General features: G+C 57.2%; 31 protein-coding genes, 1 tRNA gene and 3 pseudogenes. 10 read left to right on the plus strand and 25 right to left on the minus strand.

What is annotated here, in order from left to right; all coding sequences use genetic code 11:
- Window positions 1-18: 18 nt before the first annotated feature.
- Window positions 19-450 (minus strand): annotated as a pseudogene (locus CAF65_RS12905) (tail fiber assembly protein).
- A 20-nt stretch (window positions 451-470) separates the two neighbouring features.
- Here CAF65_RS12905 and CAF65_RS12910 point away from each other — a divergent pair.
- Window positions 471-1,139 (plus strand): annotated as a pseudogene (locus CAF65_RS12910) (tyrosine-type recombinase/integrase); the annotation flags it as partial.
- Window positions 1,140-1,232: 93 nt separating this feature from the next.
- On the opposite strand, the gene CAF65_RS12915 reads toward CAF65_RS12910, so the two are convergent.
- From CAF65_RS12915 to thrS, 9 genes are all read right to left on the minus strand, one after another.
- Window positions 1,233-1,309: transfer RNA gene (locus CAF65_RS12915), tRNA-Pro, on the minus strand.
- Between the two features lie 88 nt (window positions 1,310-1,397).
- Entirely contained in the window at window positions 1,398-1,754 is a 357-nt protein-coding gene (locus CAF65_RS12920; protein ID WP_003179985.1) for a MerR family transcriptional regulator, read from the minus strand.
- Entirely contained in the window at window positions 1,735-2,037 is a 303-nt protein-coding gene (gene ihfA, locus CAF65_RS12925) for an integration host factor subunit alpha (RefSeq protein WP_002553164.1), read from the minus strand. Before ihfA ends, CAF65_RS12920 begins: the two co-directional genes overlap by 20 nt.
- Before the next feature lie 3 nt (window positions 2,038-2,040).
- Complete coding sequence (gene pheT, locus CAF65_RS12930) at window positions 2,041-4,419, minus strand: phenylalanine--tRNA ligase subunit beta (protein WP_085716624.1); 2,379 nt, start codon at window positions 4,417-4,419, stop codon at window positions 2,041-2,043.
- 26 nt (window positions 4,420-4,445) lie between these two features.
- Window positions 4,446-5,462 (minus strand): phenylalanine--tRNA ligase subunit alpha, encoded by a 1,017-nt coding sequence (pheS, locus tag CAF65_RS12935; RefSeq protein WP_007992477.1) that lies wholly within the window; start codon window positions 5,460-5,462, stop codon window positions 4,446-4,448.
- Window positions 5,463-5,571: 109 nt separating this feature from the next.
- Window positions 5,572-5,928 (minus strand): 50S ribosomal protein L20, encoded by a 357-nt coding sequence (gene rplT, locus CAF65_RS12940; protein WP_007905879.1) that lies wholly within the window; start codon window positions 5,926-5,928, stop codon window positions 5,572-5,574.
- Window positions 5,929-5,956: 28 nt separating this feature from the next.
- Entirely contained in the window at window positions 5,957-6,151 is a 195-nt protein-coding gene (rpmI, locus tag CAF65_RS12945) for a 50S ribosomal protein L35 (protein WP_002553160.1), read from the minus strand.
- A 60-nt stretch (window positions 6,152-6,211) separates the two neighbouring features.
- Window positions 6,212-6,763 carry a translation initiation factor IF-3 gene (gene infC, locus CAF65_RS12950; protein ID WP_178076697.1) on the minus strand — a complete coding sequence of 184 codons (552 nt, stop codon included), beginning with the start codon at window positions 6,761-6,763 and terminating at the stop codon, window positions 6,212-6,214.
- Window positions 6,763-8,685 carry a threonine--tRNA ligase gene (thrS, locus tag CAF65_RS12955; RefSeq protein WP_085716626.1) on the minus strand — a complete coding sequence of 641 codons (1,923 nt, stop codon included), beginning with the start codon at window positions 8,683-8,685 and terminating at the stop codon, window positions 6,763-6,765. The genes infC and thrS overlap by 1 nt, the downstream gene beginning before the upstream one ends.
- A gap of 383 nt (window positions 8,686-9,068) precedes the next feature.
- Here thrS and CAF65_RS12960 point away from each other — a divergent pair, with 383 nt between their 5' ends.
- Together CAF65_RS12960 and CAF65_RS12965 are read left to right on the plus strand one after the other, a co-directional pair.
- The gene (locus CAF65_RS12960) at window positions 9,069-9,368 is read left to right on the plus strand and encodes a hypothetical protein (RefSeq protein WP_008016384.1); all 300 of its coding nucleotides are present in this window, start codon (window positions 9,069-9,071) and stop codon (window positions 9,366-9,368) included.
- 291 nt (window positions 9,369-9,659) lie between these two features.
- On the plus strand, window positions 9,660-9,872 hold the full coding sequence (locus CAF65_RS12965; protein ID WP_007956027.1) for a cold-shock protein: 213 nt from the start codon (window positions 9,660-9,662) through the stop codon (window positions 9,870-9,872).
- Between the two features lie 70 nt (window positions 9,873-9,942).
- On the opposite strand, the gene CAF65_RS12970 is transcribed toward CAF65_RS12965, so the two are convergent.
- Window positions 9,943-10,263: an I78 family peptidase inhibitor gene (locus CAF65_RS12970; protein WP_085716627.1), complete on the minus strand. Its 321-nt coding sequence runs from the start codon at window positions 10,261-10,263 to the stop codon at window positions 9,943-9,945.
- Between the two features lie 433 nt (window positions 10,264-10,696).
- A complete protein-coding gene (locus CAF65_RS12975; protein ID WP_085716628.1) occupies window positions 10,697-11,002 on the minus strand; it encodes a hypothetical protein in 306 nt (101 codons plus the stop codon).
- Between the two features lie 132 nt (window positions 11,003-11,134).
- On the opposite strand from CAF65_RS12975, the gene CAF65_RS12980 reads away from it, so the two are divergent.
- Complete coding sequence (locus CAF65_RS12980; RefSeq protein WP_085716629.1) at window positions 11,135-11,326, plus strand: hypothetical protein; 192 nt, start codon at window positions 11,135-11,137, stop codon at window positions 11,324-11,326.
- Window positions 11,327-11,380: 54 nt separating this feature from the next.
- On the opposite strand, the gene CAF65_RS12985 is transcribed toward CAF65_RS12980, so the two are convergent.
- The 8 genes from CAF65_RS12985 to CAF65_RS13020 form a co-directional block, all read right to left on the minus strand.
- The gene (locus tag CAF65_RS12985; protein WP_085716630.1) at window positions 11,381-12,409 is read right to left on the minus strand and encodes a nucleoside hydrolase; all 1,029 of its coding nucleotides are present in this window, start codon (window positions 12,407-12,409) and stop codon (window positions 11,381-11,383) included.
- 43 nt (window positions 12,410-12,452) lie between these two features.
- Window positions 12,453-12,857, minus strand: coding sequence for a D-ribose pyranase (gene rbsD / locus CAF65_RS12990; RefSeq protein ID WP_085716631.1), 405 nt, complete (start codon window positions 12,855-12,857; stop codon window positions 12,453-12,455).
- Window positions 12,854-13,771 (minus strand): ribokinase, encoded by a 918-nt coding sequence (rbsK, locus tag CAF65_RS12995; RefSeq protein ID WP_085716632.1) that lies wholly within the window; start codon window positions 13,769-13,771, stop codon window positions 12,854-12,856. Before rbsK ends, rbsD begins: the two co-directional genes overlap by 4 nt.
- Before the next feature lie 91 nt (window positions 13,772-13,862).
- Entirely contained in the window at window positions 13,863-14,882 is a 1,020-nt protein-coding gene (locus tag CAF65_RS13000; RefSeq protein WP_085716633.1) for a LacI family DNA-binding transcriptional regulator, read from the minus strand.
- Window positions 14,883-14,885: 3 nt separating this feature from the next.
- Window positions 14,886-15,863 (minus strand): ABC transporter permease, encoded by a 978-nt coding sequence (locus CAF65_RS13005; RefSeq protein ID WP_085716634.1) that lies wholly within the window; start codon window positions 15,861-15,863, stop codon window positions 14,886-14,888.
- Window positions 15,860-17,413 (minus strand): sugar ABC transporter ATP-binding protein, encoded by a 1,554-nt coding sequence (locus CAF65_RS13010; RefSeq protein WP_085716635.1) that lies wholly within the window; start codon window positions 17,411-17,413, stop codon window positions 15,860-15,862. The genes CAF65_RS13005 and CAF65_RS13010 overlap by 4 nt, the downstream gene beginning before the upstream one ends.
- A gap of 55 nt (window positions 17,414-17,468) precedes the next feature.
- Window positions 17,469-18,425 (minus strand): sugar ABC transporter substrate-binding protein, encoded by a 957-nt coding sequence (locus CAF65_RS13015; RefSeq protein WP_085716636.1) that lies wholly within the window; start codon window positions 18,423-18,425, stop codon window positions 17,469-17,471.
- Window positions 18,426-18,619: 194 nt separating this feature from the next.
- Window positions 18,620-19,078, minus strand: a complete 459-nt coding sequence (locus CAF65_RS13020; RefSeq protein ID WP_085716637.1) for a hypothetical protein — start codon at window positions 19,076-19,078, stop codon at window positions 18,620-18,622.
- A gap of 350 nt (window positions 19,079-19,428) precedes the next feature.
- On the opposite strand from CAF65_RS13020, the gene CAF65_RS13025 reads away from it, so the two are divergent.
- The 3 genes and pseudogenes from CAF65_RS13025 to CAF65_RS28740 all read left to right on the plus strand — a co-directional run.
- A complete protein-coding gene (locus tag CAF65_RS13025) occupies window positions 19,429-20,517 on the plus strand; it encodes an asparaginase (protein WP_085716638.1) in 1,089 nt (362 codons plus the stop codon).
- Window positions 20,518-20,699: 182 nt separating this feature from the next.
- The gene (locus CAF65_RS13030; protein WP_057396111.1) at window positions 20,700-20,969 is read left to right on the plus strand and encodes a DUF1654 domain-containing protein; all 270 of its coding nucleotides are present in this window, start codon (window positions 20,700-20,702) and stop codon (window positions 20,967-20,969) included.
- A gap of 56 nt (window positions 20,970-21,025) precedes the next feature.
- Window positions 21,026-21,296: pseudogene (locus CAF65_RS28740) on the plus strand (endonuclease); the annotation flags it as partial.
- Window positions 21,297-21,472: 176 nt separating this feature from the next.
- Here CAF65_RS28740 and CAF65_RS13040 read toward each other — a convergent pair.
- Complete coding sequence (locus CAF65_RS13040) at window positions 21,473-21,838, minus strand: penicillin-binding protein activator LpoB (RefSeq protein ID WP_085717049.1); 366 nt, start codon at window positions 21,836-21,838, stop codon at window positions 21,473-21,475.
- Window positions 21,839-22,088: 250 nt separating this feature from the next.
- Here CAF65_RS13040 and csrA point away from each other — a divergent pair, with 250 nt between their 5' ends.
- Window positions 22,089-22,280 carry a carbon storage regulator CsrA gene (gene csrA, locus CAF65_RS13045; RefSeq protein WP_007975691.1) on the plus strand — a complete coding sequence of 64 codons (192 nt, stop codon included), beginning with the start codon at window positions 22,089-22,091 and terminating at the stop codon, window positions 22,278-22,280.
- 184 nt (window positions 22,281-22,464) lie between these two features.
- Here csrA and CAF65_RS13050 read toward each other — a convergent pair whose 3' ends face one another.
- Window positions 22,465-22,920 (minus strand): DUF2214 family protein, encoded by a 456-nt coding sequence (locus CAF65_RS13050; RefSeq protein WP_085716639.1) that lies wholly within the window; start codon window positions 22,918-22,920, stop codon window positions 22,465-22,467.
- 204 nt (window positions 22,921-23,124) lie between these two features.
- Here CAF65_RS13050 and CAF65_RS13055 point away from each other — a divergent pair, with 204 nt between their 5' ends.
- The gene (locus CAF65_RS13055) at window positions 23,125-23,877 is read left to right on the plus strand and encodes a carbonic anhydrase (RefSeq protein WP_085716640.1); all 753 of its coding nucleotides are present in this window, start codon (window positions 23,125-23,127) and stop codon (window positions 23,875-23,877) included.
- A 75-nt stretch (window positions 23,878-23,952) separates the two neighbouring features.
- Here CAF65_RS13055 and CAF65_RS13060 read toward each other — a convergent pair whose 3' ends face one another.
- Window positions 23,953-24,147, minus strand: a complete 195-nt coding sequence (locus CAF65_RS13060; protein ID WP_007993363.1) for a hypothetical protein — start codon at window positions 24,145-24,147, stop codon at window positions 23,953-23,955.
- Between the two features lie 251 nt (window positions 24,148-24,398).
- On the opposite strand from CAF65_RS13060, the gene CAF65_RS13065 reads away from it, so the two are divergent.
- A complete protein-coding gene (locus CAF65_RS13065; protein ID WP_085716641.1) occupies window positions 24,399-24,605 on the plus strand; it encodes a hypothetical protein in 207 nt (68 codons plus the stop codon).
- Between the two features lie 290 nt (window positions 24,606-24,895).
- Here CAF65_RS13065 and CAF65_RS13070 read toward each other — a convergent pair whose 3' ends face one another.
- Entirely contained in the window at window positions 24,896-25,141 is a 246-nt protein-coding gene (locus CAF65_RS13070; RefSeq protein WP_085716642.1) for a hypothetical protein, read from the minus strand.
- A gap of 290 nt (window positions 25,142-25,431) precedes the next feature.
- Window positions 25,432-25,653 carry a hypothetical protein gene (locus tag CAF65_RS13075; RefSeq protein WP_085716643.1) on the minus strand — a complete coding sequence of 74 codons (222 nt, stop codon included), beginning with the start codon at window positions 25,651-25,653 and terminating at the stop codon, window positions 25,432-25,434.
- Window positions 25,654-25,756 lie beyond the last annotated feature (103 nt).

Here is a 25,756-nt window from a genome sequence, read left to right on the forward strand (position 1 = left end):
CAAGACAGCTTCAGCGATTCAGACGACTCTGGGTTGCGGTGGCCACGTCGGACTGGCCAGCGTCAGGTCGATCCGATTCACCACAACCCGGTACTGCTTTCACTTCTTCAGCAGCGCAACATCGTCAGGGGTGGCGTCATCGATATCCACTGCATCTTGCAGCGGGTTGATGGCTCGGGTGGCTTGGTCCAGCAAGAAGTCCCTGGTGGAAGTGTTCGACGCTTTGATCTCTTCCGGCGACGGGACGTAAACCGTTGAAGGTAGGAAAACCGATCCGTCATAGGTCCAGCGCTGATCTGGCTTTGGATTCTGGTCAGTGATATCGACCAATGTGCTGAAAAATTCCGCAGTGAACCGAAGCTCGATAGGAACCTCATTGCCGGCCTCGCCCACAAAAGGCTCGATGATTTCCAGAACCTCGGACCGCTCTACTCGTGCATACGATTTCATCAGGAGAACTCCGTAATGATGACCACTCCGCGGCCAAGGGTTTATGCCCGGACAACCCAGCAGCCAGCACGATCAATCGCATCGAGAAGAAGCAACGCAAACGCCACACCGTGGAGGGCCTGAAGGCCATCAGGGAGAAAGCGCCAGCCTGGCTACAGAACGCCATCGACTTGGCCCTGATCACCGCCCAGCGCCGCACCGACATCCTCGACATGCGTTTCGACGGCGTTCGGGAGGGATACCTATATATGGTCCAAAAGAAGACGGCGAAGGCCAGCGATGCGGCGTGGATTCGCTTTCGGGTAACCGCCGAACTGCAGTCCGTGATCAGTCGATGCCGTAGCGACACTGCTTCGCCGTACCTGGTACATCGAAAGCCTGATCGCCGGAAACAGAAGCAGGCGCAGACCAAGGACCACTGGACGAAGGTTGAGGAAAGGTATCTGACGCGAGCATTCAAGGAGGCCCGGGAGGCGGCGAACTGCTACGCGGGATGGAAGGAAGAAGAGATGCCGGGCTTCCACGAAGTGCGAGCACTGTCGCTGCACCTGTACAAGAAAGCCGGAAAGGACGGACAGAAAATTGCAGGCCATGCGAGCGAGGGCATGACCAAAAACTACCAGCGCGACCACGAGGAAGTCATCTGGTCCGAGGCAATTCCAGACCTGAATATCAGCGAAATCACGGGGGTAGTTTTGCGCCAGTTTTGCGCGGGTTTTGCGCAGGCACAAAAAAGCCGATCTAGCTGATCGGCTTAAGTGTCTGATTTTACTCAGGAATAATGGTCGGGACGGAGTGATTCGAACACTCGACCCCTAGCACCCCATGCTAGTGCGCTACCGGACTGCGCTACGCCCCGACTAGGCGTAAAACCTGTTCCTCATCTCGAGGAACGCTCAAGAATATATCGCAAGCTTTTGAAAACTGGAAGTATTTAAAGCAGGAATTTATTTCTTGAGCACCACTAGAACATCTTCGAGCTCAGCGATCATCTGGCGGATCATTTGTTTGTATTGGGTGGTGTCGTCTTTGGCTTCATCACCGGACAAACGCAGGCGCGCGCCGCCGATGGTGAACCCCTGATCGTAAAGAAGCGCGCGGATCTGCCGGATCATCAGCACGTCCTGGCGCTGATAATACCGGCGGTTTCCGCGGCGTTTGACAGGGTTGAGTTGAGGAAACTCCTGCTCCCAGTAGCGCAGCACGTGTGGTTTGACCGCACACAGCTCGCTGACTTCACCAATGGTGAAGTAGCGTTTGCCCGGGATGACGGGAAGCTCGTCGTTATGACTTGGTTCCAGCATAAGCCTCAACTCGGGCCTTCAACTTCTGCCCTGGACGAAAGGTGACCACACGGCGAGCCGTGATCGGGATTTCTTCCCCCGTTTTCGGATTGCGGCCAGGCCGCTGGCGTTTGTCCCGAAGGTCGAAATTGCCGAAACCGGACAATTTGACTTGTTCGTTGTCTTCAAGAGCGTGCCTGATTTCTTCAAAAAACAGTTCGACCAATTCCTTGGCCTCCCGTTTGTTCAGGCCCAGCTCTTCATACAGACGTTCCGCCATTTCAGCTTTCGTCAGAGCCCCCATACGTCACTTCCTTAACGTGGCGTTCAACCTTTGTTCAAGCGAGGTGAGGATGTTTTGCGTTGCGGTATTCACCTCATCGTCATTAAGAGTGCGCGATGGATGCTGCCAGGTCAAGCCGACTGCGAGGCTTTTTCTATCAGGATCAATGCCTTTACCCTGATACACGTCAAATAGCCTGAGGTCTGTCAGCCATTCGCCTGCATTTTCACGGATTACATCCAGTACAGCCGTGGCTGCAACGTCTTTGTGTGCAATCAGTGCAAGGTCACGACGCACTTCAGGAAAGCGCGATAACTCGTGGAATTCAGGCATTTTGCCCAGCGCCACTTCCGCCAGAACCAACTCGAAGACGAAGACCGGACGGTCGAGACCGAGGTTTTTCGACAATTCAGGATGGATGGCGCCAATGAAGCCAACCAGACGACCTTCACGCTCGATGCGCGCGGTTTGACCCGGGTGCAATGCCGGGTGCTTGCCCGGTACAAAAGTGAAGGAATCCAGCGCACCGGCAAAACCCAGAACCGCTTCGACATCGGCCTTGACGTCGAAAAAGTCGACGGGATCGCGACCTTGCGCCCAGCCTTCCGGCAGACGGCTACCGCAAACAACACCCGCCAACATCGGCTCTTGCTTCAAACCTTCGAGCTGACCAACGAAACGCAAGCCGCTTTCGAACAGACGCACGCGATCCTGCTGACGGTTCAGGTTGTGCTGAAGCGCCTTGACCAGACCCGGCCACAAGGACGACCGCATGGCAGCCATGTCATTGGAGATCGGATTGGCGAGCAGCAACGGCTCCACACCCGGATTAAACAGCTCGAACTGTTTCGGATCGATGAAGCTGTAGGTAATTGCTTCCTGATATCCACGGGCAACCAGCAGGCGGCGCAGTTCTGGCAGATCGCTACGCGCCTCTGCCTTGGCTTGCGGCGCCAGACGCGCCTGCGGATAACGAACCGGCAAACGGTTGTAGCCGTAAAGACGTGCCAGTTCTTCGATCAGGTCGACTTCCAGGCTGATATCGAAGCGATGGCTCGGTACGTCTACACGCCACTGCCCTGCCCCGTCGGCGGTAATGGTCAGGCCCAAAGCGCTGAGCAGACGCTCTACTTCAGCCGAATCCATTTCCATACCCAGCATCTGGGTAATGCGCTGGGCACGCAGGGTGATCGGAGGAATTTTCGGCAGGTACTGTTCGTTAACGGTTTCGATGATCGGCCCAGCCTCACCACCGGTGATTTCCAGCAGCAAGCCAGTTGCGCGCTCCATGGCTTCCCGGGCCAGTTGCCAGTCCACGCCACGCTCATAGCGATGCGATGCATCGGTGTGCAGGCCATAGGAACGGGCCTTGCCCGCTACGGCGATCTGGTCGAAGAAAGCACTTTCCAGGAACACATCACGGGTGGTCGCGGAAACACCGCTGTGCTCGCCACCCATGACGCCGGCGATTGCCAGTGCGCGGGAGTGGTCGGCAATCACCAGCGTATCACTGCGCAGGCTGACTTCCTGACCGTCGAGCAGCACCAGCTTCTCGCCCTCTTCGGCCATGCGCACACGGATGCCACCGTTGATTTCGGCGAGATCGAAAGCGTGCAGCGGCTGACCCAGTTCCAGCATCACGTAGTTGGTGATGTCGACGGCAGCATCGATGCTGCGCACATCTGCACGACGCAGACGCTCAACCATCCACAGCGGCGTAGGCCTGGACAGGTCGACGTTACGAATCACACGGCCCTGGTAGCGCGGGCACGCAGCGGGCGCCAGCACTTCTACCGAGCGCACTTCGTCGTGCGCGGCAGGAACCGCAGCCACCACCGGACGAACCACTGGCGCTGCGTACAGTGCACCGACTTCACGAGCCAGACCCGCCAGGGACAGGCAGTCACCACGGTTCGGGGTCAGATCGACCTCGATGCTGGCGTCTTCCAGATCCAGATAAACACGGAAATCCTCACCCACCGGCGCATCGGCTGGCAGCTCCATCAGACCGTCATTACCTTCACCAACCTGCAGCTCGGTTTGCGAGCACAGCATGCCGTTGGATTCAACGCCACGCAGCTTGGCCTTCTTGATCTTGAAGTCACCTGGCAGCTCGGCGCCAATCATGGCGAAAGGAATCTTCAGGCCCGGGCGCACGTTTGGCGCACCGCAAACAACCTGGAAGGTTTCCGAACCGTTGCTGACCTGACACACGCGCAGCTTGTCGGCGTCCGGGTGCTGCTCGGTGCTCAGCACCTCGCCAACTACCACGCCGCTGAAAACACCGGCGGCCGGCGTAACGCTATCGACCTCAAGACCGGCCATCGACAGACGAGCAACCAGCTCGTCGCGACTTACCTGCGGGCTAACCCAGCCACGCAGCCATTGTTCACTGAATTTCATCCTGCTCTCCTAAAAATTCGTTACGACTAGCGAAATTGCGCGAGGAACCGCAAGTCGTTGTCGAAGAACAGACGCAAGTCGTTCACGCCGTAACGCAGCATGGCCAGACGCTCAACGCCCATGCCGAAGGCAAAGCCCGAGAACTCTTCCGGGTCGATACCGGACATGCGCAGCACGTTCGGATGAACCATGCCGCAGCCCATCACTTCCAGCCAGCCAGTCTGCTTGCAGACACGGCAGCCTTTACCACTGCACATCACGCACTCCATGTCGACTTCAGCGGATGGCTCGGTGAACGGGAAGTACGAAGGACGGAAACGCACGGCCAGTTCTTTTTCGAAGAACACCCGCAGGAACTCTTCGATGGTGCCTTTGAGGTCGGCGAAATTGATGTCGCGATCAACCAACAGGCCTTCAACCTGGTGGAACATCGGCGAGTGGGTGATATCGGAGTCGCTACGGTATACACGGCCTGGGCAGACGATGCGGATCGGCGGCTGTTTCGACTCCATGGTGCGGACCTGTACCGGCGAGGTATGGGTGCGCAACAACATGTTCGCATTGAAATAGAAGGTGTCATGCATCGACCGGGCCGGGTGATGGCCTGGGATGTTGAGTGCTTCGAAGTTGTGATAATCGTCTTCGACCTCAGGACCTTCGGCGATGCCGTAGCCAATACGGGTGAAGAACTGTTCGACACGTTCCAGAGTGCGGGTGACCGGATGCAGACCACCGGAGGTCTGACCACGGCCAGGCAGGGTCACGTCAATGGACTCGGCAGAGAGTTTGGCAGCCAGGTCGGCTTCTTCAAACAATGCCTTACGCGCATTAAGGACCTCTGTGACACGCTCCTTGGCAACGTTGATCAGCGCACCGACCTGCGGACGCTCCTCTGCCGGCAAATTCCCCAGGGTCTTCATCACCTGAGTCAATTCGCCCTTCTTGCCAAGGTAGTGAACCCGGATTTGCTCCAGGGCATTGATATCTTCAGCGCTTTGCACAGCCTCTAGAGCTTGAGAGACGAGCGCATCCAGGTTTTCCATGTACAGACTCCAGATACAAAATAGGGGAAGAGCTTGAAGGCTCTTCCCCTATTTATGACGTTTAACACCTGACCCCACAGATGCGAGGCCGGGTGACTGTCGGGGGTACTTAAGCCAAGGTGGCTTTAGCTTTCTCGACAATCGCAGCAAACGCCGCTTTTTCGTTCACTGCCAGATCAGCCAGAACCTTACGGTCGATCTCGATGGACGCTTTTTTCAGGCCGGCGATGAAACGGCTGTAGGACAGACCGTTGATACGAGCACCAGCGTTGATACGAGCGATCCACAGAGCGCGGAACTGACGTTTTTTCTGACGACGGTCACGGTAGGCGTATTGGCCTGCCTTGATTACCGCTTGCTTGGCAACACGGAATACGCGCGAGCGAGCGCCGTAGTAGCCTTTAGCAAGTTTCAGAATTTTTTTGTGACGTTTACGGGCAATGACGCCACGCTTTACACGAGCCATGAGTTACTTCCTCTATTCTTGACTAAAATTAACGAAGGCGCAGCATGCGCTCGACTTTTGCCACGTCAGACGGATGCAGCAAGCTGCTACCGCGCAGTTGACGCTTACGCTTGGTCGACATTTTGGTCAGGATGTGGCTCTTGAAAGCGTGCTTGTGCTTGATACCGTTAGCAGTTTTCAGAAACCGCTTAGCAGCACCACTTTTGGTCTTCATTTTTGGCATGTTCGGATACTCCGCATTCAGTTGATAAACATAATCAGAAGGCCTGCCGTGCCCTGTTGATTACTTCTTCTTTTTCGGGGCGATGACCATGATCAGCTGGCGTCCTTCCATCTTAGGATGCTGTTCGACCGAACCGTACTCGAGCAAGTCACCTTCAACCCGCTTGAGGAGTTCCATCCCCAGCTCCTGGTGGGCCATCTCACGGCCGCGGAATCGCAAGGATACCTTGGCCCTGTCCCCGTCACTCAGGAAACGTACCAGGTTGCGCAGTTTTACCTGGTAATCCCCTTCCTCCGTCCCTGGACGAAACTTGATTTCTTTAACCTGAATCTGCTTCTGGTTTTTCTTGGCCGCTGCAATCTGCTTCTTCTTTTCGAAGATCGATTTGCCGTAGTCCATCACCCGGCAAACAGGCGGGACTGCGTCAGCGGAGATTTCTACCAGATCAAGCTTGGCTTCTTCAGCAATACGAAGCGCTTCATCAATCGAGACGATGCCAATCTGCTCGCCGTCAGCGCCAATTAACCGAACCTCGCGTGCCGAGATATTCTCGTTGATCGGGGCTTTCGGTGCAGTTCGTTTATCTTGTCTCATATCACGCTTAATAATAATTACTCCGAATCTTGGCGACCACGCCGGGAAACCGCTTGCGCGAGGAACTCGGAGAACTGGGCGACGGGCATCGAGCCCAGGTCAGCACCTTCACGAGTGCGCACAGCGACAGTCTGCGTCTCGACTTCCTTATCTCCAATAACCAAGAGATATGGAACCTTGAGCAAAGTATGCTCGCGGATTTTAAAGCCGATCTTTTCATTTCTCAAGTCAGACTTGGCACGAAACCCGCTTTCGTTGAGAGTTTTTTCTACCTGGGCGACAAAATCTGCCTGTTTATCAGTGATATTCATCACCACAGCCTGAGTCGGCGCCAGCCACGCAGGGAATGCACCCTCGTAGTGCTCGATCAGAATTCCGACGAAACGCTCGAACGAACCTAGAATCGCCCGGTGCAACATCACCGGATGCTTGCGACTGTTGTCTTCGGAGACGAACTCGGCGCCCAGACGGACAGGCAGGTTGAAATCGAGCTGCAAGGTACCACACTGCCACACGCGGCCGAGGCAATCTTTTAGCGAAAATTCGATCTTCGGACCGTAGAACGCACCCTCACCCGGCTGCAGGTCGTACGGCAGGCCCGCGCTATCGAGGGCTGCGGCCAATGCGGCTTCGGCGCGATCCCACAACTCATCGGAGCCGACGCGTTTTTCCGGACGAGTGGACAGTTTCATCTCGATGTCCTTGAAGCCGAAGTCGGCGTAGACATCCATGGTCAGCTTGATGAATGCGGCGGACTCGGCCTGCATCTGCTCTTCGGTGCAGAAGATGTGGGCATCGTCCTGGGTGAAGGCACGCACGCGCATGATGCCGTGCAACGCGCCCGATGGCTCGTTACGGTGGCATGCACCGAATTCGGCCAGGCGCATCGGCAGTTCGCGGTAGCTCTTCAGGCCCTGGTTGAACACTTGCACGTGGCAAGGGCAGTTCATTGGCTTGATGGCGTAGTCGCGGCTTTCCGACTCTGTGGTGAACATGTTGTCGGCGTAGTTGGCCCAGTGGCCGGACTTTTCCCACAGGCTGCGATCAACGACCTGAGGCGTCTTGATCTCGAGGTAGCCGTTTTCGCGCTGCACTTTGCGCATGTACTGCTCGAGTACCTGGTACAGGGTCCAGCCGTTCGGGTGCCAGAACACCATGCCTGGCGCTTCTTCCTGGGTGTGGAACAGGCCCAGGCGCTTGCCGATCTTACGGTGATCGCGCTTCTCAGCTTCTTCGATGCGCTGGATGTAGGCAGCCAGTTGCTTCTTGTCGGCCCATGCGGTGCCGTAGACGCGCTGCAATTGCTCGTTCTTGGCATCGCCGCGCCAGTAGGCACCGGACAACTTGGTGAGTTTGAAGGATTTCAGGAAGCGAGTGTTCGGCACGTGCGGACCACGGCACATGTCGACGTATTCTTCGTGATAGTACAGACCCATGGCCTGCTCGTTCGGCATGTCCTCGACCAGACGCAACTTGTAGTCTTCGCCACGGGCCTTGAACACTTCGATCACTTCGGCGCGCGGAGTGACTTTCTTGATCACGTCGTAATCTTTTTCGATCAGCTGCTGCATGCGCTGCTCGATGGCCGCCATGTCGTCCGGAGTAAAAGGACGCTCGTAGGCGATGTCGTAATAGAAGCCTTCGTCAATGACCGGACCGATCACCATTTTGGCGGTCGGATACAACTGCTTGACCGCATGGCCAACCAGGTGGGCGCAGGAGTGGCGAATGATCTCCAGCCCCTCTTCATCCTTTGGCGTGATGATTTGCAGCGACGCGTCGCTGTCGATGATGTCGCTGGCGTCGACCAGCTTGCCATTGACCTTGCCGGCGACGGTGGCCTTGGCCAGGCCTGCTCCGATGGATGCGGCGACCTCGGCTACGGAAACCGGGTGATCGAATGAACGTTGACTGCCGTCGGGAAGAGTAATAGTTGGCATGGCGCCTCCTCTCCTAGTGGTGACCCCTACCAAAGGTCACGTGGGTTGGGATGAGCCAGTACAAGATCCGGTCCAGGCCATTCAATGACGAACGCCTGCCTTACAGCGGCAGGAGCCTTGCGGCCAACCGGAAAACCGAACCAGAGTGACTGGGATTCAAATCAGGGTTAATCGGGCATCTGCCGCTACCGGGACCCAAGGTCCGCCGGAGCCTGCAAACGCCCGAGCCAGGCATCCTAGCACAGATGAACGGTTATCGACCTGCACGCATTCAGACCGTGAAAATTTACTCACTCTTATGGCGCAGAGTGAACTTGAGATGTACGAGTCGCCTCAAATTGACTGAGAATCGCCACAGATACCGATCCCAAGGAGTTCAAGTCATGCGCCTCATCCGTCTTTTTGCCGTTGCCGCCCCACTTGCCCTGCTGCTGCCACTGAGCGCCCACGCCGCCTGGCCAGCGGGCGTAAAAGCGCAGTACATGGGCGACTGCACAAAAGCCGCAAGCCAAAGTATTAATCCGGCCGAAGCAAAGAAACACTGCGCGTGCGGCGCCGACGTGCTGGAAAAGAAATTCACCACACAGGAGATTGCGCAGTTGATGGACAAAAACAACCCGCCCAGCGCTGAACTGGGCCAGCGCGCCCTGAAAGAAATCTCGGTGTGCAGAGTCCAGAAATAGAGCTTCGCAGGACGTTTTTGAGTAACCCAGGGGCCTGATACAGCCAAATATCGGCTGATTTGCATAATTTACGCAGCTTTCACGGGTTTTTTTAATCCCCTTTTTTGTAGCGCAACCCCCCTGAAACCGGGGCTCACAGCCATTCACAACAGTGAAAGACGTGCAATATGAAAGCAAACAACACGTCTGGGGGGCTCCCAAAGCGAACATTTCGACTATGATACCCGGGTGTGCCCAGTTGGCCTGAGCAGCACAGTACTACTGAAAATATATGTTTCTTGGAGATACACCATGTCTAATCGCCAAACCGGCACCGTTAAATGGTTCAACGATGAAAAAGGCTTCGGCTTCATCACTCCTCAAGGTGGCGGTGACGACCTGTTCGTACACTTCAAAGCTATCGAAACCGACGGTTTCAAAAGCCTGAAAGAAGGCCAGACCGTTTCCTTCGTGGCTGAGAAAGGCCAAAAGGGTATGCAAGCTGCTCAAGTTCGCCCAGAGTAATTTCCAGGCGCACTAAAAAAACCCCGTCCATGTGACGGGGTTTTTTATGGGTGAAACAAAAGCCGAGGGATCAGCCGCAGTTGACGCGGGTGACCACCCTGTTGGCATCGGTGTTCAAGTTCAGGCGATCGGAACGGTACTCCAGCGTCACCATATCGGTTGGCAGCAGGAACCGTGCGTTTTGCGCACCTGCGCGGGTACGCGCCTGCTCAAGCAACTGCGGCGATGCCTGTTTACCAATGGTGAACTCGGCAGCCTTCGCCTCACAGCGGCTGTGACCCGTGTCAGTCGTTGCAACATCAGCGGTTGCCGACTCCGTAGAGGCAGTGCTGCAACCGGCCAGCGTGGCAACGGCCAGCAAAGTACCCAATGACGCGAGCTTCCAAGGCATGAAGCCTCCTTATTCAATGATTAAGCTGAGATCGTGCGACAACCAGACTGACGTTTGGTTTCACAGGGAGCACTAGGGGGCGTTCTCAATTAGTTTCCCTACCGCGCCGGGTCTGCTGTTGTGCAGGGCAAGGCGTGAGAAGCGCAGTTTGGTCATTCCAAATCAGCTTCGAGCAACACAGCCCTGCACAACAGCAGGCCCGGCCCTTCGGGTTGTGCCTTAAAGCTGGCCATGCTGCGTTGCAGGCCTTGGAAAGGGAACAACCATTCCCAGCGGCCTACGCCTTGCCTGGCCAGCCTTAAGGCGACAACGCGGTGGGGAAACTAATTGAGAACGCCCCCTAGCACCCTGCCCATGATCCGGACGAGCCGCGATTCTGCCTGAGCGTCGCCCTCCCCTTGATCACTGAATCGTGACTGAATATGAACGATGCTCAATAAACGTCGATATAGTCGTAAGGCGGATTGGGCCAGTTCTCTTTCAAGGCATTGAATATCTGCATGACCCAGACTTCATCGCTGGCCGCGACCCGCCCGACATAACCGGAGCCCTTGGCCCAGGTTTCGAGACGAAACGACAACCCGTCGATATCGGTACCGCCCACGACACCCGAGGAGATATAGGCAATGCCTCCTTTGGTGACCCGCAACTGGGTGTGCTCATCGTCACTGGCGCCGGCCAGCAACTGACGCACGGCCTCAAGGGTCAGGCCATTTGGAGAGTTCAGATCGATCTGCACAGCGCGTTCCTTGAATATTCGTCAGAGACCAAGTGTCGCATAGCCCTCCTTTCCTGCCTAAGTCGGTGTGTCAAAAGCCCTGCAAAATGGTTAACTCGGCACTCAGACTTCCCCGACTTCACGAGTGCCAATATGACCATCGTAAGCATCGACGCTGACATCAAGGCCAAGTGGCAAGACGGCCACAGCTCCTACAGCCCAAGCAGCACGGAAGAGCTTGCCATTATCGGTATCGACCTGCTGGTCAGGGACCTTGGAACCGAAGCCGCCCAATCGTTCATCGAGCAGATTTTCGAGAAACACCTGTCGGACCAGAAGGCCTGAACTGTCAGCGGGCGGGAGTGAAACCCGCAGGCAGGCACCTGCGGGACATGATGCCTATTTCAGACGTGCCAGACGCTCGACCAGCAGGTCGAAGAAGCCCTGGGCATCGCCGCTTTCAACCCAGAAGGCATTTCTTGGCGCTTTCAAGCCGTCATACCAGTCGACGATGGTTTGTCCAAAAGTCGGTCCTTCGCGGCTGTCGACAACCACGTTGACCGAGCGACCGCTGAACAATTGCGGCTTGAGCAGGTAAGCGACAACCGTGGCGTCATGCACCGGGCCGCCCGGAATGCCGTAATGCTCCATGTCGCCCTTGATGTATTCATTGAGAATGTCGCCCACCAACCGGCCGGCATTGTTGTTCAGTGCCGCAATCTGTTTCAGGCGCGCTTCACTGGTGAGGATCTTGTGGGTCACATCCAGCGGCAGGTAGGTCAGTTTCACACCACTCTTGAGCACCACTTCGGCGGCATGCGGATCGGCGAACAGGTTGAACTCGGCTACCGGCGTGATGTTGCCGCCATTGAAGTGCGCACCGCCCATGACCACTACTTCCTTGATCCCCTGGACAATACCCGGCTCCTGGATCAGCGCCAGGGCCAGATTTGTCTGCGGGCCAAGCATGGCGATAGTGATGCTGTGGGGCCTGGCCGATTTAAGGGTATCAATCAGATAAGTGATGGCGCTGCCCTGGGCCAGGCCCTGCCTGGGCTCATGCACGGCAATGCCCGACAACCCTTCCTTGCCATGAATGTCCTCGGCGTAGATGGGGGTACGCATCAGGGGCTTCGGCGCCCCCGCATAGACCGGCACCTCTTCGCGCCCCGCCCACTCCCGGGCCAATCGCGCATTGCGCGAAGTCTTGTCCAGGCGAACGTTGCCCGCAACGGTGGTCAATGCCCGAACATTCAGCTCGTCCGGCGATGCCAGGGCGAACAACAAGGCAACGATATCGTCAGCCCCCGGATCGGTGTCGATGATCAAATCAATCTTTTGTGCCGCCTGGGCGTTCGTTGCGGTAATCAGGGACAAAATCAGCAGACTCCGGAGCAGTTGGTGCAGTTTCTGAGCATAGCGATACATGGCGCACTCCTTGCGCATGGAACATCAAAACGCGGGCAGCCCGTCAAAACGTAACCCCGGCGACCAGTACGATGTTGCAGTACGGCTGGCACTCGCCCGTACGAACAATCGCCCTTGCCTGCCGACTCAGGACCTTGAACTGGTCATGGGTGAGCACCTCACGCCGCCCCAATGCGCCTTCGCCGTTCAGTTCATCCAGCGTAATCAGGGGCGACGGCTTTTTATCGAAGATTTCCTGCGCCAGTACGTGGCTTTCGACTTGCATCTCAGTGAGCACCACCTTCAAGGTGCTGACAAAGTCCGGAATGCCATGGGTCAAGGCCAGGTCGATCAATTCAACGCCTGGAGGAACCGGCAGCCCCGCATCCCCGATGACGACCCTGTCGCCATGCCCCAATGAGGCGATCAGCCGCGACAGCGCAACGTTGAGCAGTGGAGTCTTTTTCATGATGTTTTAAACGCCTGCACTTCGCTCAAGACGGGAATCGAAGGTTGCGCGCCGGCACGGGTGACCGACAGCGCGGCGGCCACCTGTCCGAAGCGGATCGCCTGCGCCTCATCTTTACCCGCAGCCAACGCCGCTGCGAAACCGCCCACGAACGTATCGCCCGCCGCCGTGGTATCGACAGCCTTTACGGCGGGTGCGGGGAAATGTTCGAAGCGTTGGCCATCGGCAAACAGCGAACCTTGCGCACCGAGGGTGATGATCACCTTGCCGGCACCCAGGGCAATCAGGCGGGTTGCCGCCACTTGCGCAGTCTCCAGGGAGTCGACCGCCAGACCACTCAGGGCCGACGCTTCGCTCTCGTTGGGGATCAGGTAGTCGATAGACGCGTACCAGTCCGATGGCAGCGGACGGCTGACCGGTGCCGGGTTGAGGATAACCGTCTTGCCCAGCTCGCGGCCGCGCTTGAGCGCATGGCCAACAGACATATCGGGCACTTCCAGCTGACAGATGAGTACGTCCGCCGCCTGTATCACCGAATCAAAACGGTCAATAGCTTCAGCGGTCAATGCACCGTTGGCACCGGGGACGATCACGATGGCGTTCTGACTGCTGTCGTCGACCACAATCAACGCCACGCCGCTGGAACCGTCGACGGTGCTGACCGCCTGACAATCGATCTGCTCGGCCAATAGCGCCCCGCGCAGCGCCTCACCATAAGCGTCATTGCCCACGCACCCGATCATCGACACCTCGGCTCCCAGCCGCGCGGCAGCCACGGCCTGATTGGCGCCCTTGCCGCCGGAGACTGTGGCAAACGATTGACCAATCAGCGTTTCACCGCCCTTGGGCAAGCGCGGCGCCCGAGTCACCAGGTCCATGTTCAAACTGCCCATTACCACTACTTTTGCTGGCATACATTGCTACTCATCGATTCTGTTTCGGCGGCGCTGTTGGTTCAGCGGCTTTGTGTTTTCAACGGTTCTCTGTTTTCAACGGCTCTCTGTTTCAACGGAATTGGGCAAACACGCCGGCCAGCGGCGCCGTCGACTCACGTATGACAATACTCGGCGTCACAATCCGCTGATCGGTCATCAGGTCCGGCGTGGCAATTCGCCGTAAAAGCACTTCGGCGGCCATTTCGCCGAGTTGCAGGATCGATTGCCCGACCGTGGTCAACGACGGGTAGACATAACGACTCATCTGGATATCGTCGAAGCCGATCACCGACAACTCGCTCGGTACGCGAATATTGCGCTCGGCGGCGGCCCGCAGCACGCCGATGCCGATCATGTCGTTGGCCGCAAAAATGGCGCTAGGCGGATTGCTTTCCAGCAAAACCGCGGCAGCGCTGTAGCCGCCAGTGCTGGTGAAATCGCTTTCCAGCATGCGCCCGGAAGAGACTTCGACGCCCGCCTCCTTCAAGGCTCGGCGATAACCCGCCAGACGCATCTGCGCCACACTGGTGTTTTCCGGCCCGCTGATCGTGGCGATATCCCGGTGCCCCAACTCCAACAGGTGCCGGGTCGCCAGGTACGCGCCGTATTCATGGTCGATGCGCACCAGGTCCGCATCGACACCGTCCAGTCCGCGGTCGACGATCACCATGGGTGTGCGGACGCCTTTCAGGCCTTGTGCCAGGCCACTGTCACCGCCGGCCGAGGCGACAATCAGGCCGTCGATGCGTTTTTCCAGCAGCACACGCAGGTAGCTGCGCTGTTTGTCCGGATTGTCGTCGGAATTGCACAGGATGACGCAGTAACCATTTCGCTCGCAGTAATCCTCGATACCCCTGGCCAGTTCGGCGAAATACGGGTTGAGGCTGTTGGGGACCAACAGGCCGATGGTCGCCGTGGTTTTGGCCTTGAGTGAACGGGCCACGGCACTGGGAACGTAGTCGAGGGTCTTGATCGCCGCCTCGACCTTGATCCGCACCTCTTCACTGACCGGACGGGTCTTGTTCACCACATGGGAAACCGTGGTGTAGGAAATGCCCGCCAGGGCTGCCACATCTTTGATAGTCGCCATGACTCAGGTCCGCCGGCTTGCGCGTTGACTGCGATAAGTGTCCAGCACAACCGCCACCACAATCACCGCGCCGGTAATGATGCGCTTGGTCGGCTCGGTTGCCCCGATCTGCGCCAGCCCCGCGGCCAGTACGGAAATGATCAGAACGCCAAAAAACGTGCTGATCACCGAGCCGCGGCCGCCCATCAGGCTGGTCCCGCCGATCACGACAGCCGCGATCACTTGCAACTCAAGACCGGAGCCTGCGTTCGGGTCCGCGGCTTCCAGGCGAGAAATCTGGAACAACGCAGCAATACCGGCCAGCAACCCCATCAGGCTGAAGACCAGGATTTTATAGGGTTTTGGATTGATCCCTGCCAACCGCACGGCCTCTTCGTTGGTGCCGATACCGATCAGGTAGCGACCGAACACCGTACGGGTCAACACGGCCTGAGCGATGAAAATGATCAGCAACGCAATGATGAACGACGGCGAAATGCCAAAGGCGATCGGGTTGGATAACCAGGCGAACGCATCGCCGATGTAGGCCGTACGCGAACCGGTCATCTGATACGCCAACCCGCGAGCCATTTCCAACACGCCCAGGGACACGATGAACGACGGTATCCGCCACGCCACCGTGATCGAGCCGGTGATGGTACCGGCGAGCGCCGCGATGGCCATGCCCAGCAGCGCCGCCGGCAGAACGCCCCAACCCCAGCCGAGAATCGCCACGCTCACGGTCGAGGCTGCCAGCGCCAGCACCGAGCCTACCGACAGGTCGATGCCACCGATGATCAACACGAAGGTCATGCCGACCGCCAGCACCATCAGGTCCGGAATCTGGTTCGCCAGGGTGCTGAAAGTATCGTACGAGAGGAAATGACTGCTCAGCACTGAGAACAGCACGATCATCGCCAACAAGGCCCCCGCCAGGCCCAGATAAGTGCCCAGTCCGTAGAAGTTGCCATTGCGTTTGCCGGCGAAAGAAGCGGTATTCATGGAAGATCCCTAGGCGCGGCTTCAAAGAGCTGCGCATCACGTTTTTGGTAGCCGGCGAAAGCCGCGGCAAGCAACTCATCCTGAGTCCAGCTATCGCGATCGAATGTATCGATCAGGCTTCCTGCCGACAGCACACCGATCCGGTCGCAGATCAGCATCAGCTCGCGCAAATCGCTGGAGACCACCACCAGCGCCTTGCCCTGGCGGGTCAACTCACCGAGCAGGTTGTAGATATCGAACTTGGCACCGACGTCGATGCCTCGGGTCGGCTCGTCGAACAGCAGCACCGAACAGTCGCGCTCCAGCCAACGACCGATGACCACTTTCTGCTGATTGCCGCCGGACAGCTCGGACACCAGCTGTGCCGGACCGGAGCTGCGAATGCGCATGGCGTCAATCTGACGCTGGGCCAGGGCACTTTCCTTGTCGTTGTCGACAAAGCCCGCGCCGGAGATGCCGGGCATGTTGCCCAAGGCGATATTGGCGCCAATCGACTGCGTCAACAAAAGGCCTTCGCCCTTGCGATCCTCAGTGATCAACGCGATGCCATGCCCGACGGCATCCACTGGCGAACGGATGCTGACGACTTGCGCCGGCGCGCCCAAGGCGATCGTGCCGCTGTCGGCGGTATCAGCACCGAAGATCAGACGCAGCAACTCGGTGCGTCCCGCGCCGATCAAACCGGAAATGCCGAAAATCTCACCGGCACGGACTTCGAACGACACGTCGTGAACCTTGTCGGCACGGGACAGGCCCTTGACCGTCAACACCGGAGCGCCGATCTTGCGCACGCCCATATCGATGTGTTCGCCGAGCTCGCGCCCGACCATCAAGGTGACCAGTTGCTCGCTGTTGTAGTTGGCCATCGGCTCGACACAGACCAGGTTGCCATCGCGTAGCACGGCAATGCGCTGCGCGACCCGCGCCAACTCTTCGAGGCGATGGGAGATGTAGATGATCGATACGCCGCGAGCCTGCAGTCGGGTGATCTGCTCGAACAGCATTTCAACCTCGCGCGCAGTGAGCATCGCCGTTGGCTCATCGAGAATCAGCACCTGACAATCGCCAATCAGGTTGCGGGCGATCTCGACCATTTGCTGGTGGCCGATGCCCAGTTCACCGACCAGGGTGTCCGGGTCAATGGTGTCGAGCCCGACCTGAGCCATGGCCTCGATGGCAGCCTTGCGTAACTGCTTGCGCCTGATCCAGCCGCCGTTGCCGGGCAGATTGTGGAGAAACAGGTTCTCCGCCACCGACAAGGTCGGCAGCAGGTTGAGTTCCTGCATGACCATGCGGATACCCAGCTCTTCAGCCTCAGCGCGGCTACCCGGGCGATAGTCCTGCCCTTGAAACTGCATCTGACCGGTGGTCGGTGTGACCAGCCCGCCAATAATCTTCGAAAGCGTGCTTTTGCCTGCGCCGTTCTCGCCGGTCAACGCCAGCACTTCGCCGCGCATGAGCGTCAGGTCGATGCCGGTCAGAACCGGTTGGGCGTAGGTCTTGCCGATACCGCTGACCGAGAGGACAGCGTTCATAGCGCAAGCGGACATAAAAACTCTCCATGCGCTCATCCCGCTGGACGAGCGCCATTGCGTCGCCAGAAGGCTACTTGGTGACCAGTTCTACCGGCGTTTCGATCACGCCATTGGCGCCGCCGTCGACCTTATCGCCCTTGAGAATTCTCAATGCCGTCTCGATGCCGAACACTGCTTGCCTGGCCGCAAACTGGTCTGCCGTGGCCAGCACACGACCATCCTTGAGCATTGGCTGGATGGCGTTGATGTTGTCGTAGCCGACCACTTGTACCTTGCCGGTCTTGCCAGCGGCGCGCACCGCAGACACCGCACCGACCGCCATGCTGTCGTTGCCGGCCAACAGGGCCTTGGTTTGCGGGTATTCACTGAGAATCGACGCGGCCACCTTGTTACCTTTGTCGATCTCCCAGTCACCGGATTGCAGGGACACGACCTTGATCTGCGACGCCTCCATCGCATCCTTGAAACCCAGGGTCCGCTGCTGGGCATTGGTGGTGGTGGACACACCTTCGATGATGCCGACTTCGTCACCGGCCTTCAGCTGCTTGGCCAGGTAATCGCCCACCAGTCGTGCGCCCTTGCGGTTGTCCGGGCCTACGAACGGAACGTTGATGTTTTTGCTTTTGACGACGGAGGGGTCCAGCTGGTTATCGATGTTGATCACGGTGATGCCGGCATCGATGGCTTTCTTGATCACCGGAACCATGGCTTTGGAGTCTGCCGGCGCAATGACCAGTGCATTGACCTTGGCCAGGATCATTTGCTCGACGATGCGCGTCTGGCCTGCGGTGTCGGTTTCATCCTTGATGCCGTTGGAGATGAGCTCGAATTCGCCGGAGTGATCCTTCTGGTAGGCCTTGGCGCCGTCCTCCATCGTCAGGAAGAACTCGTTGGCCAGGGACTTCATGACCAGTGCGACTTTCGGCTTTTCAGCGGTTTCGGCAAAAGCCGAAGAGACAGGCAGTGCGGCGGATGCGGCAGCCAGCATAGCGACAGCGAGAAGACGTCCAGCGAATGGCAGCTTCATGGGTTCACTCCGATCTTATGATTATTGTGAGCAACGCTTGCGCTGGCGTAAGCTTCACGACCCACCGTGATGAATAGTCATCATTGGAGCCGCGCAAACGTTTGCGCTAACAGAACTATGCGAACCCTGCCTCTAATTGTCAACGACCCGAAAAATGCTTTCAGAGATGTTCTGCGAAAAAAACGGCATTCAGCTCATGCCGTGGTGTTGACCACCGATCCCGTGCCGGAACCCTTGGTCAGCTCTTTGATCAGACTCGCACTCACTTGCAGGATGGCACCGTTGGTTTCGGCAACCTGCCCCTGAATGGCCGCTACCGCGGTGGTCCTGGCTTGCGGAGTCGGATAGGACGCCGCCTGGGCCTGCGCCAGTTGCTGCTGTTGCTCACGCAATTGCTGCTGCAGCTCCTTCAGGCGTTTAAGCAACACCTTCACCGCAACGCTGGTGTTATCACTCGTTTCCGTTTCGGCCTGTGCGCCGGCACTTTCTCCCAGACCTACCGGGCCCGTTTTAACCTGGGCGCCTCCTTCCTTTGATCCCAACGCTTGAGCAGCCACATCCTCTGTCGCATCGCCCAAAGCACGAATGGTCGTCGCAGACTTTCCCCCGATGGTGATGCCCGCGGCATTTGGGAAGCCAATAGATAACGACATGTGAACTCCTGCAGAAAAAGATCCCTTGAAGGAGCATCGACCGACACACGCGTTTCTTGAGTCATTAACGACGATTCGATGCGTTGAAATCTTAAACATGACTGCCATCCGTTTCGGAGAGCCGAACGTAAAAACCAAACATGTTCGGCAATCCGAACATCCAGACTCGAAACCACATCGAACACAAACAGAAATACCGTTAAAAATCATTAAGTTACGAGTGCTTTTCGATTCAAGGTATTGCTGGTACAGATCCTGCTCTTCTCCTCGCACCCCAGCGTTCAGATTCGCCTGGGGCGCATCTAGATGAACTTGCATCAGCACCGCCTCACAACTAGAAGAGAAAAATAATGACATCTGCACTCAAGACCTTTGTTCCGGGCGCCTTGGCCCTCCTGCTGCTTCTGCCCACTGCCCTTCAGGCCAAAGAAGCCGAAAGCCAACAGAAACTGGCCAACGTGGTGATCCTGGCCACCGGCGGCACCATTGCCGGCGCTGGCGCCAGCACCGCCAACAGCGCAACCTACCAGGCGGCGAAAGTCGGCATTGAACAGTTGATCGCCGGCGTTCCGGAACTCAGCCAATTGGCTAACGTTCGCGGCGAACAAGTCATGCAAATCGCCTCCGAAAGCATCACCAACGAAAACCTGCTGCAACTGGGTCGCCGCGTAGCCGAGCTGGCCGACAGCAAAGACGTTGATGGCATCGTGATCACCCACGGCACCGACACCCTGGAAGAAACCGCATACTTCCTGAACCTGGTGGAAAAAACCGACAAGCCGATCATTGTCGTGGGCTCCATGCGCCCGGGCACCGCGATGTCCGCCGATGGCATGCTGAACCTGTATAACGCGGTGGCCGTGGCCGGTAGCAAAGATGCACGGGGCAAAGGCGTGCTGGTGACCATGAACGATGAAATCCAGTCGGGTCGCGACGTCAGCAAAATGATCAACATCAAGACCGAAGCGTTTAAAAGCGCCTGGGGTCCGCTGGGCATGGTGGTAGAAGGCAAATCCTACTGGTACCGCCTGCCGGCCAAGCGTCACACCATGGATTCCGAATTCGACATCAAGACCATCAAGAGCCTGCCTGACGTCGAGATCGCCTATGGCTATGGCAACGTCAGCGACACCGCCTACAAGGCCCTGGCTCAGTCCGGCGCCAAAGCCATCATCCACGCCGGCACCGGCAATGGCTCGGTATCGTCGCGAGTGGTGCCCGCCCTGCAAGCCCTGCGCAAGGATGGCGTGCAGATCATTCGCTCTTCCCATGTCAACGCCGGCGGTTTTGTACTGCGCAACGCCGAACAGCCTGACGATAAATACGACTGGGTCGTGGCCAACGACCTGAATCCGCAAAAAGCCCGGGTCCTGGCGATGGTCGCGTTGACCAAAACCAATGACAGCAAAGAGCTGCAACGGATGTTCTGGGAATACTGATTCGCCCTCGCCCGACCGGATCCGGTCGGGCACCACGTGCGCCATTCGCCAATCCTGGCGAGTGGCTGCCACTCGATCTGATAAAAAGACTCCCTTCGTCTTACGCCAAACGCAATAAACCGCTGTCAGAGGATTTTCTTGATTTTTAAGCAGTTGCGAAATTGCCTACAGTTAAATACTGTATGCACGTACAGCTTAATAAGGAAAATTCCGTGGACACCACCTCTACCTCTCCCGACACCTATGTACGCATGGGCCTGCGCGTTCAGAAAATCATCAACTCTCCCACCGCACAAAAGGCCAGGGCAGCGCTGATCTTCCGCCTTCCTGATGAGCCGGTGGATGAATGGGAACGCTTGCTGGAAGAAATCGACGAGAACGACAACGTCACCCTCGCCTATCGCGACGATGGCGGCGTGCAGATTTTCTGGGTTGTGCCGAAGGAAGATTGAGTCGATGAGTGTCCGCTGGTTTGCTGTGTTGTTTCTGTTTTTTGCCATGGGCGCGAAAGCTCTACGCCCCCCAATCCACAGAGTTTTACTGTGGCTGCAAGTACACCGACAACCGGGTGAACCTTGCCGCCTGCGGTTATGTGCCACGTAAAAATGCCAAACGCGCATCCCGCATCGAATGGGATGCATATCGTTCCAGCCTGGCAAATCGGTCATCAACGCCAGTGCTGGCAAGAGGGCGGCCACAAGAACTGCACCCGCCACGACCCGGTTTACCGGAAGGCCGAGGCTGACTTACACAACCTGGTGCCCAGCATTGGCGAGGTTTATCCAGGAGCGCCAACGCAACCAGCGCGCAGCATGCGTCATGGGGCGCGGCAACGAGTTCGTCGGTACGGTAGACATGAAGGCCTGCGGTTGAACCCGGACATATGAAACCAAAAAGGCCTCGAAACTGAACACCCGAGGCCTTTTAGTTTGTTCAACGTCTGCGCTACAGAATGTTATTGAGCGGCCGGACGCTCGAGCACCAGCAATTCGATGTTCTGCTTCTTGGCGCGAGTGAGGGCCGCACGGACTTCATCCTGCTTGGCTTCGGCCTCGGCTTTCGAATTGAACGGCCCCATCAGGATTCGCGTATTGCCATTGTCCTTGACGACGCTGGACATGAAACTGTGCTCGATCAGCCAGCCACTCAAATCGCTGACTGCCTGAGGGGTTTCACCCCGCACTTCAAGATCCCATTGCGGGCCGGACACTGTCGCGGGTACGGCAGCCATGGCCGGCTTGGGCTTCGGCGCATCCACACTACTGCCCTCGCCGCACCCCGTCAGCGCCAATATCGCGATTACCAAAACCATTTTGCGCACGACGCTTCCCTCCAAATGCATAAAGCGGCGATTTTAACATCCATGAATACTTCACGAGTGCCGTAAAATGGGCTCAAAACTACGAGAATCATGGTTGCGGCCTCTGTATAGTTACGCCTTGGGAATTAATGCCACATCTGCGCGTCAGAAAGAGGCCCCCAAACTGTGAGACTTCGCACTAATCTATACATACCACCGACCTCTGCACTGTCCGAATCAGGTGCCCCACATAGCAATCAAGGAGAAGACCATGCTGATACTCACCCGCAAAGTCGGTGAAAGCATAAACATAGGTGATGACATTACGATCACCATCCTGGGCGTAAGCGGCCAGCAAGTCAGGATCGGCATCAACGCTCCGAAGGACGTTGCAGTGCATCGTGAAGAAATTTATCAGCGCATTCAGGCCGGTCTGACCGCCCCGGAAAAGCCGCAATCCTGAATTCTGTTGCAGTCAGTAGCCAGCCCGTTCAGTCCGGAATCACGGCTGGCTAAAGATTCAGCATCGCATCGCTTCCGCTTGCTTTCCCACGCATGGTTCCGGGGTCGATACTAGCGACAAGCTCAACGCCCTGGCTGTCAGACCTATCTGGTTTGTACCAAGGAAGGACGCGTTCGCTCCGTGGTTAACCGGACATCACGCCACGCGCCATGCCAGTCGCCGCCACCACCATCGACAACACCAGCAGCGCCTCGACATGACTGATCCGGGCAAACAGCTTCGCACGACCAGTATCGACAGCCACTTTACGCCCCAGCGCTATCCGCCATTTGATCAACGTCACCATTGGCGCAACTTCCAGCAGCAAGATCAGGGCGAACAGCGTCATCTTCAGATGAAACAGCGGCTGGTGCAGGTAATAGTCCGTGCCTTTCTCGTACCCGCCAAAGGCTCGCATCCCCCCACTGATCAACAAGACGACAGCTGAAATACCCCAGATATTGTCCGCTATCAGTACATTGCGCACTTCTGCGGCCCCATCGGCCAAACGCCGAAAAGCGCTGCCTCGAACCAGCACCGCCCACAACCCCAGGGCAACTGCCAGAAGATGAACCGCCGCGAGTAACCAGTGAGTCAGCATCGAGAAACTCCTGCCAAGTCTGAGTTGTATGAGCCTGTCAGTAGTAGCCCATGAAATGGCTGCTTGCACGGCAACTGCGGACAATGCCCGGAACACAATATGACAGACCAACTAGACTCCACTGCGCTGGTATTGTGCATCCGCGGCAGTACCAGCCCCCAACAGCAACTCACTCTCACCTCATTGAACTGAGTAAACAAAATCATGTGTAAATCATGTGATTCAAGCTCTGCTTCAAACACAACAGGCCGTCGTCGTTTTCTTCAATTTGCCGGATTGAGCGCAGGCGCCCTGCTGCTGACCGGCACACTGCCCGGCCAGATCATCCAGGCAGCCGAAAAAGCGTCAGCCCCACCAAAACCTCAAAACGTAATCAGTCCCGATATGGCACTGAAAAGACTGATGGAGGGCAATGAACGATATGTAAGCGGTACTTCCACAACGCATGATTTCAAGGCTGAGCGAGAGGCCCTGGTATCCGGCCAAAATCCGTTCGTGGCAGTACTGAGCTGCTCTGACTCGCGGATCGCCCCGGAATACGCGTTCGACACCGCGCGCGGCGATCTTTTCGCCATCCGCGTCGCGGGCAACTTCGTGACTCCGGAAGGCCTGGCCAGTCTTGAATACGGGGTTGCCGTACTGGGCGCCCCGTTGATTCTCGTACTGGGGCATGAGAGCTGCGGCGCCATCGAGGCAGGTATCAAGGCTGTGAAGGATCATACGGTATTCCCAGGCCATATCCCCAAACTGACTGATGCACTCAAGTCGGCTATCGAGACAGTGCTGAAGCAACCCGGGAGCTTGATGGAAAACGCCACCGCGCAGAACGTCAAAAACTCTGTCAACAGCCTGAAACAGGCCTCGCCCCTGCTGACCGATGCGCAGAGCAAGGGCATGCTGAAGATCGTGGGAGGTATCTATCGCCTGGCGAGCGGCAAGGTGGAGCTGATCGCCTGAACCGCAACACGCACATTGCCCGCATCGGAGCACAACCCCGCATGCAAAGAGCCCAGCGCGGTGGCTGGGCTCTGTTTATCTTCGGTTTTCCATCATTTTGTCAGCAAGGGTTTTGGCCCTCTCGATCAACAGGTTTTGCCTGTCTTCGTGAGTAGCCCCACCAACAACCGGGGCAGTCAAATTGCTTTCGGCAATCAATGCAGCGCAGAAGTATTGATCCCAAACAGTCTTGTCCACAGATGCCTGCTTGATGATTTGATCGGCGTTCATGGGCGGCTCCTTTCAATGAGGCAGCACTAATAGTTTACGCCGGAATGACAAAGAAACCGGGTTATCGCCCACAGTGACCCGCCATTCGTCGCCTGCGAAAATCCAACGAAGAAATCACTCGCATCCGTGGCTTGAGGATTGCAAAGTACGCGCGTAGTCGCGCCGGAACGACATGATTCTGACGCCGCAGCCATTCAACCAATGCTTAAGGACTCCAGCGATACGCTTGGTCAGTCACCGGGAGATGTAACGTGTCAACGCTCAACGAAATCGCAATGAACCACGCGAGAATGGCTAAGGAAAAGGCAGCAGAGTCGACCGAACCGAGCGAACGACACCTCCAGATCGTAGGGAGCTTCGAGGTACCGTCCATTGAAGTACAGCAGAACATCCCAATGCACCTGATCGCTGGAACGCAGGAGGGCCATCTTGCTCATGCGACGGGTTTCTCGCTCTGACCTTTCATGAGGCAGGCGACACCCTGATCGATGCATCCGGCAACAGGTAAGCGGGTTCAGCGCTGGCAATGGAACATGCCGTCTGCACGCAATCATCTGTTGCCTGGCTCCCACCCGCCGCATCACAACTGGCCCGGAATCAGCCCAAAATCTCGCGGACGTAGTGCAGTTGGACTTTTGCTGCAGCGCCCCTGATTCGCTTTGTCACGACACCTTATGAGATTGCGGAAAAGGTCTCGCAGTCGTTTCACCTGCAGAGCCTGGTCGAGCTGGCGCGCGAGCCCGCAGACCTACCGAGCGATACTTGGTGATTGTTTTGTCCAGAGGAGGTTTATGGCATCAGTTTCAAGCATCAGGTTGTTACCGACCCTGAGCCAGAACAGTATGTCGTTAGGCGTTGATGCACTGAAAAAGATCCAGTGCCCTGCCCCATCGACCTTTTCCTCTACCTCTGCAACGTATAACGCGACCTCGATTTCGCTAAGTTCCAGGGCATCGGAGATTTCTCGCTGTGTCGGTTTTCTTACGCTGCTCATAGTGAAATCCATTTCTTGAACATAGTGCTGAAAGCATAGCTGTACACCACAACCTGGCATCTCCACCTGTCGCTTCAGGTCACGGAGGGCGGCGCCAGATTGCTGAGTTGTGGCTGACTCAAGGATTGGCAGGAGGCGGAGTCGACGTGCCTGATCAATCTCGCCACCGCACTTGCCGAAGAATCAGTCCGCATTGCCAGCATGTCGCAACCTGAAATCTTCGCTAAGGCAAAGTGGTCGCGTCAGCTCGAAGAGTTCGCCATGGCGGGTATTGAAACCTGAACCTTCAGTTACTGCGGGGGCATGGTGCCCGATGCCTGCGCATAAGCATCAATCATCACTTGAAGGGCGTTTGACACATGCGGATGCCCAACCCAGCGGTATGAAGCATTTCCAAGCAGGCCGGCTGCCGCGTTGTCCATCAGGCTTTTTACATCAAGCCCGCTGGCGATGGCCGCTCCAATAATTGCTGCAAGCGCTTGCTCAAGTGCAATTTCGCGATCAGTGACCATTTCATCTCCTTGACCCGGCTCCATGCCGGCCATAGAAGTAAATAGCTCACGAGCAATCAAAATGCCACTACATCTCGTCGAATCCGGTACGGAGGTCGGTGCC

The organism is Pseudomonas sp. B28(2017) (assembly GCF_002113025.1).
Lineage (GTDB): Bacteria > Pseudomonadota > Gammaproteobacteria > Pseudomonadales > Pseudomonadaceae > Aquipseudomonas.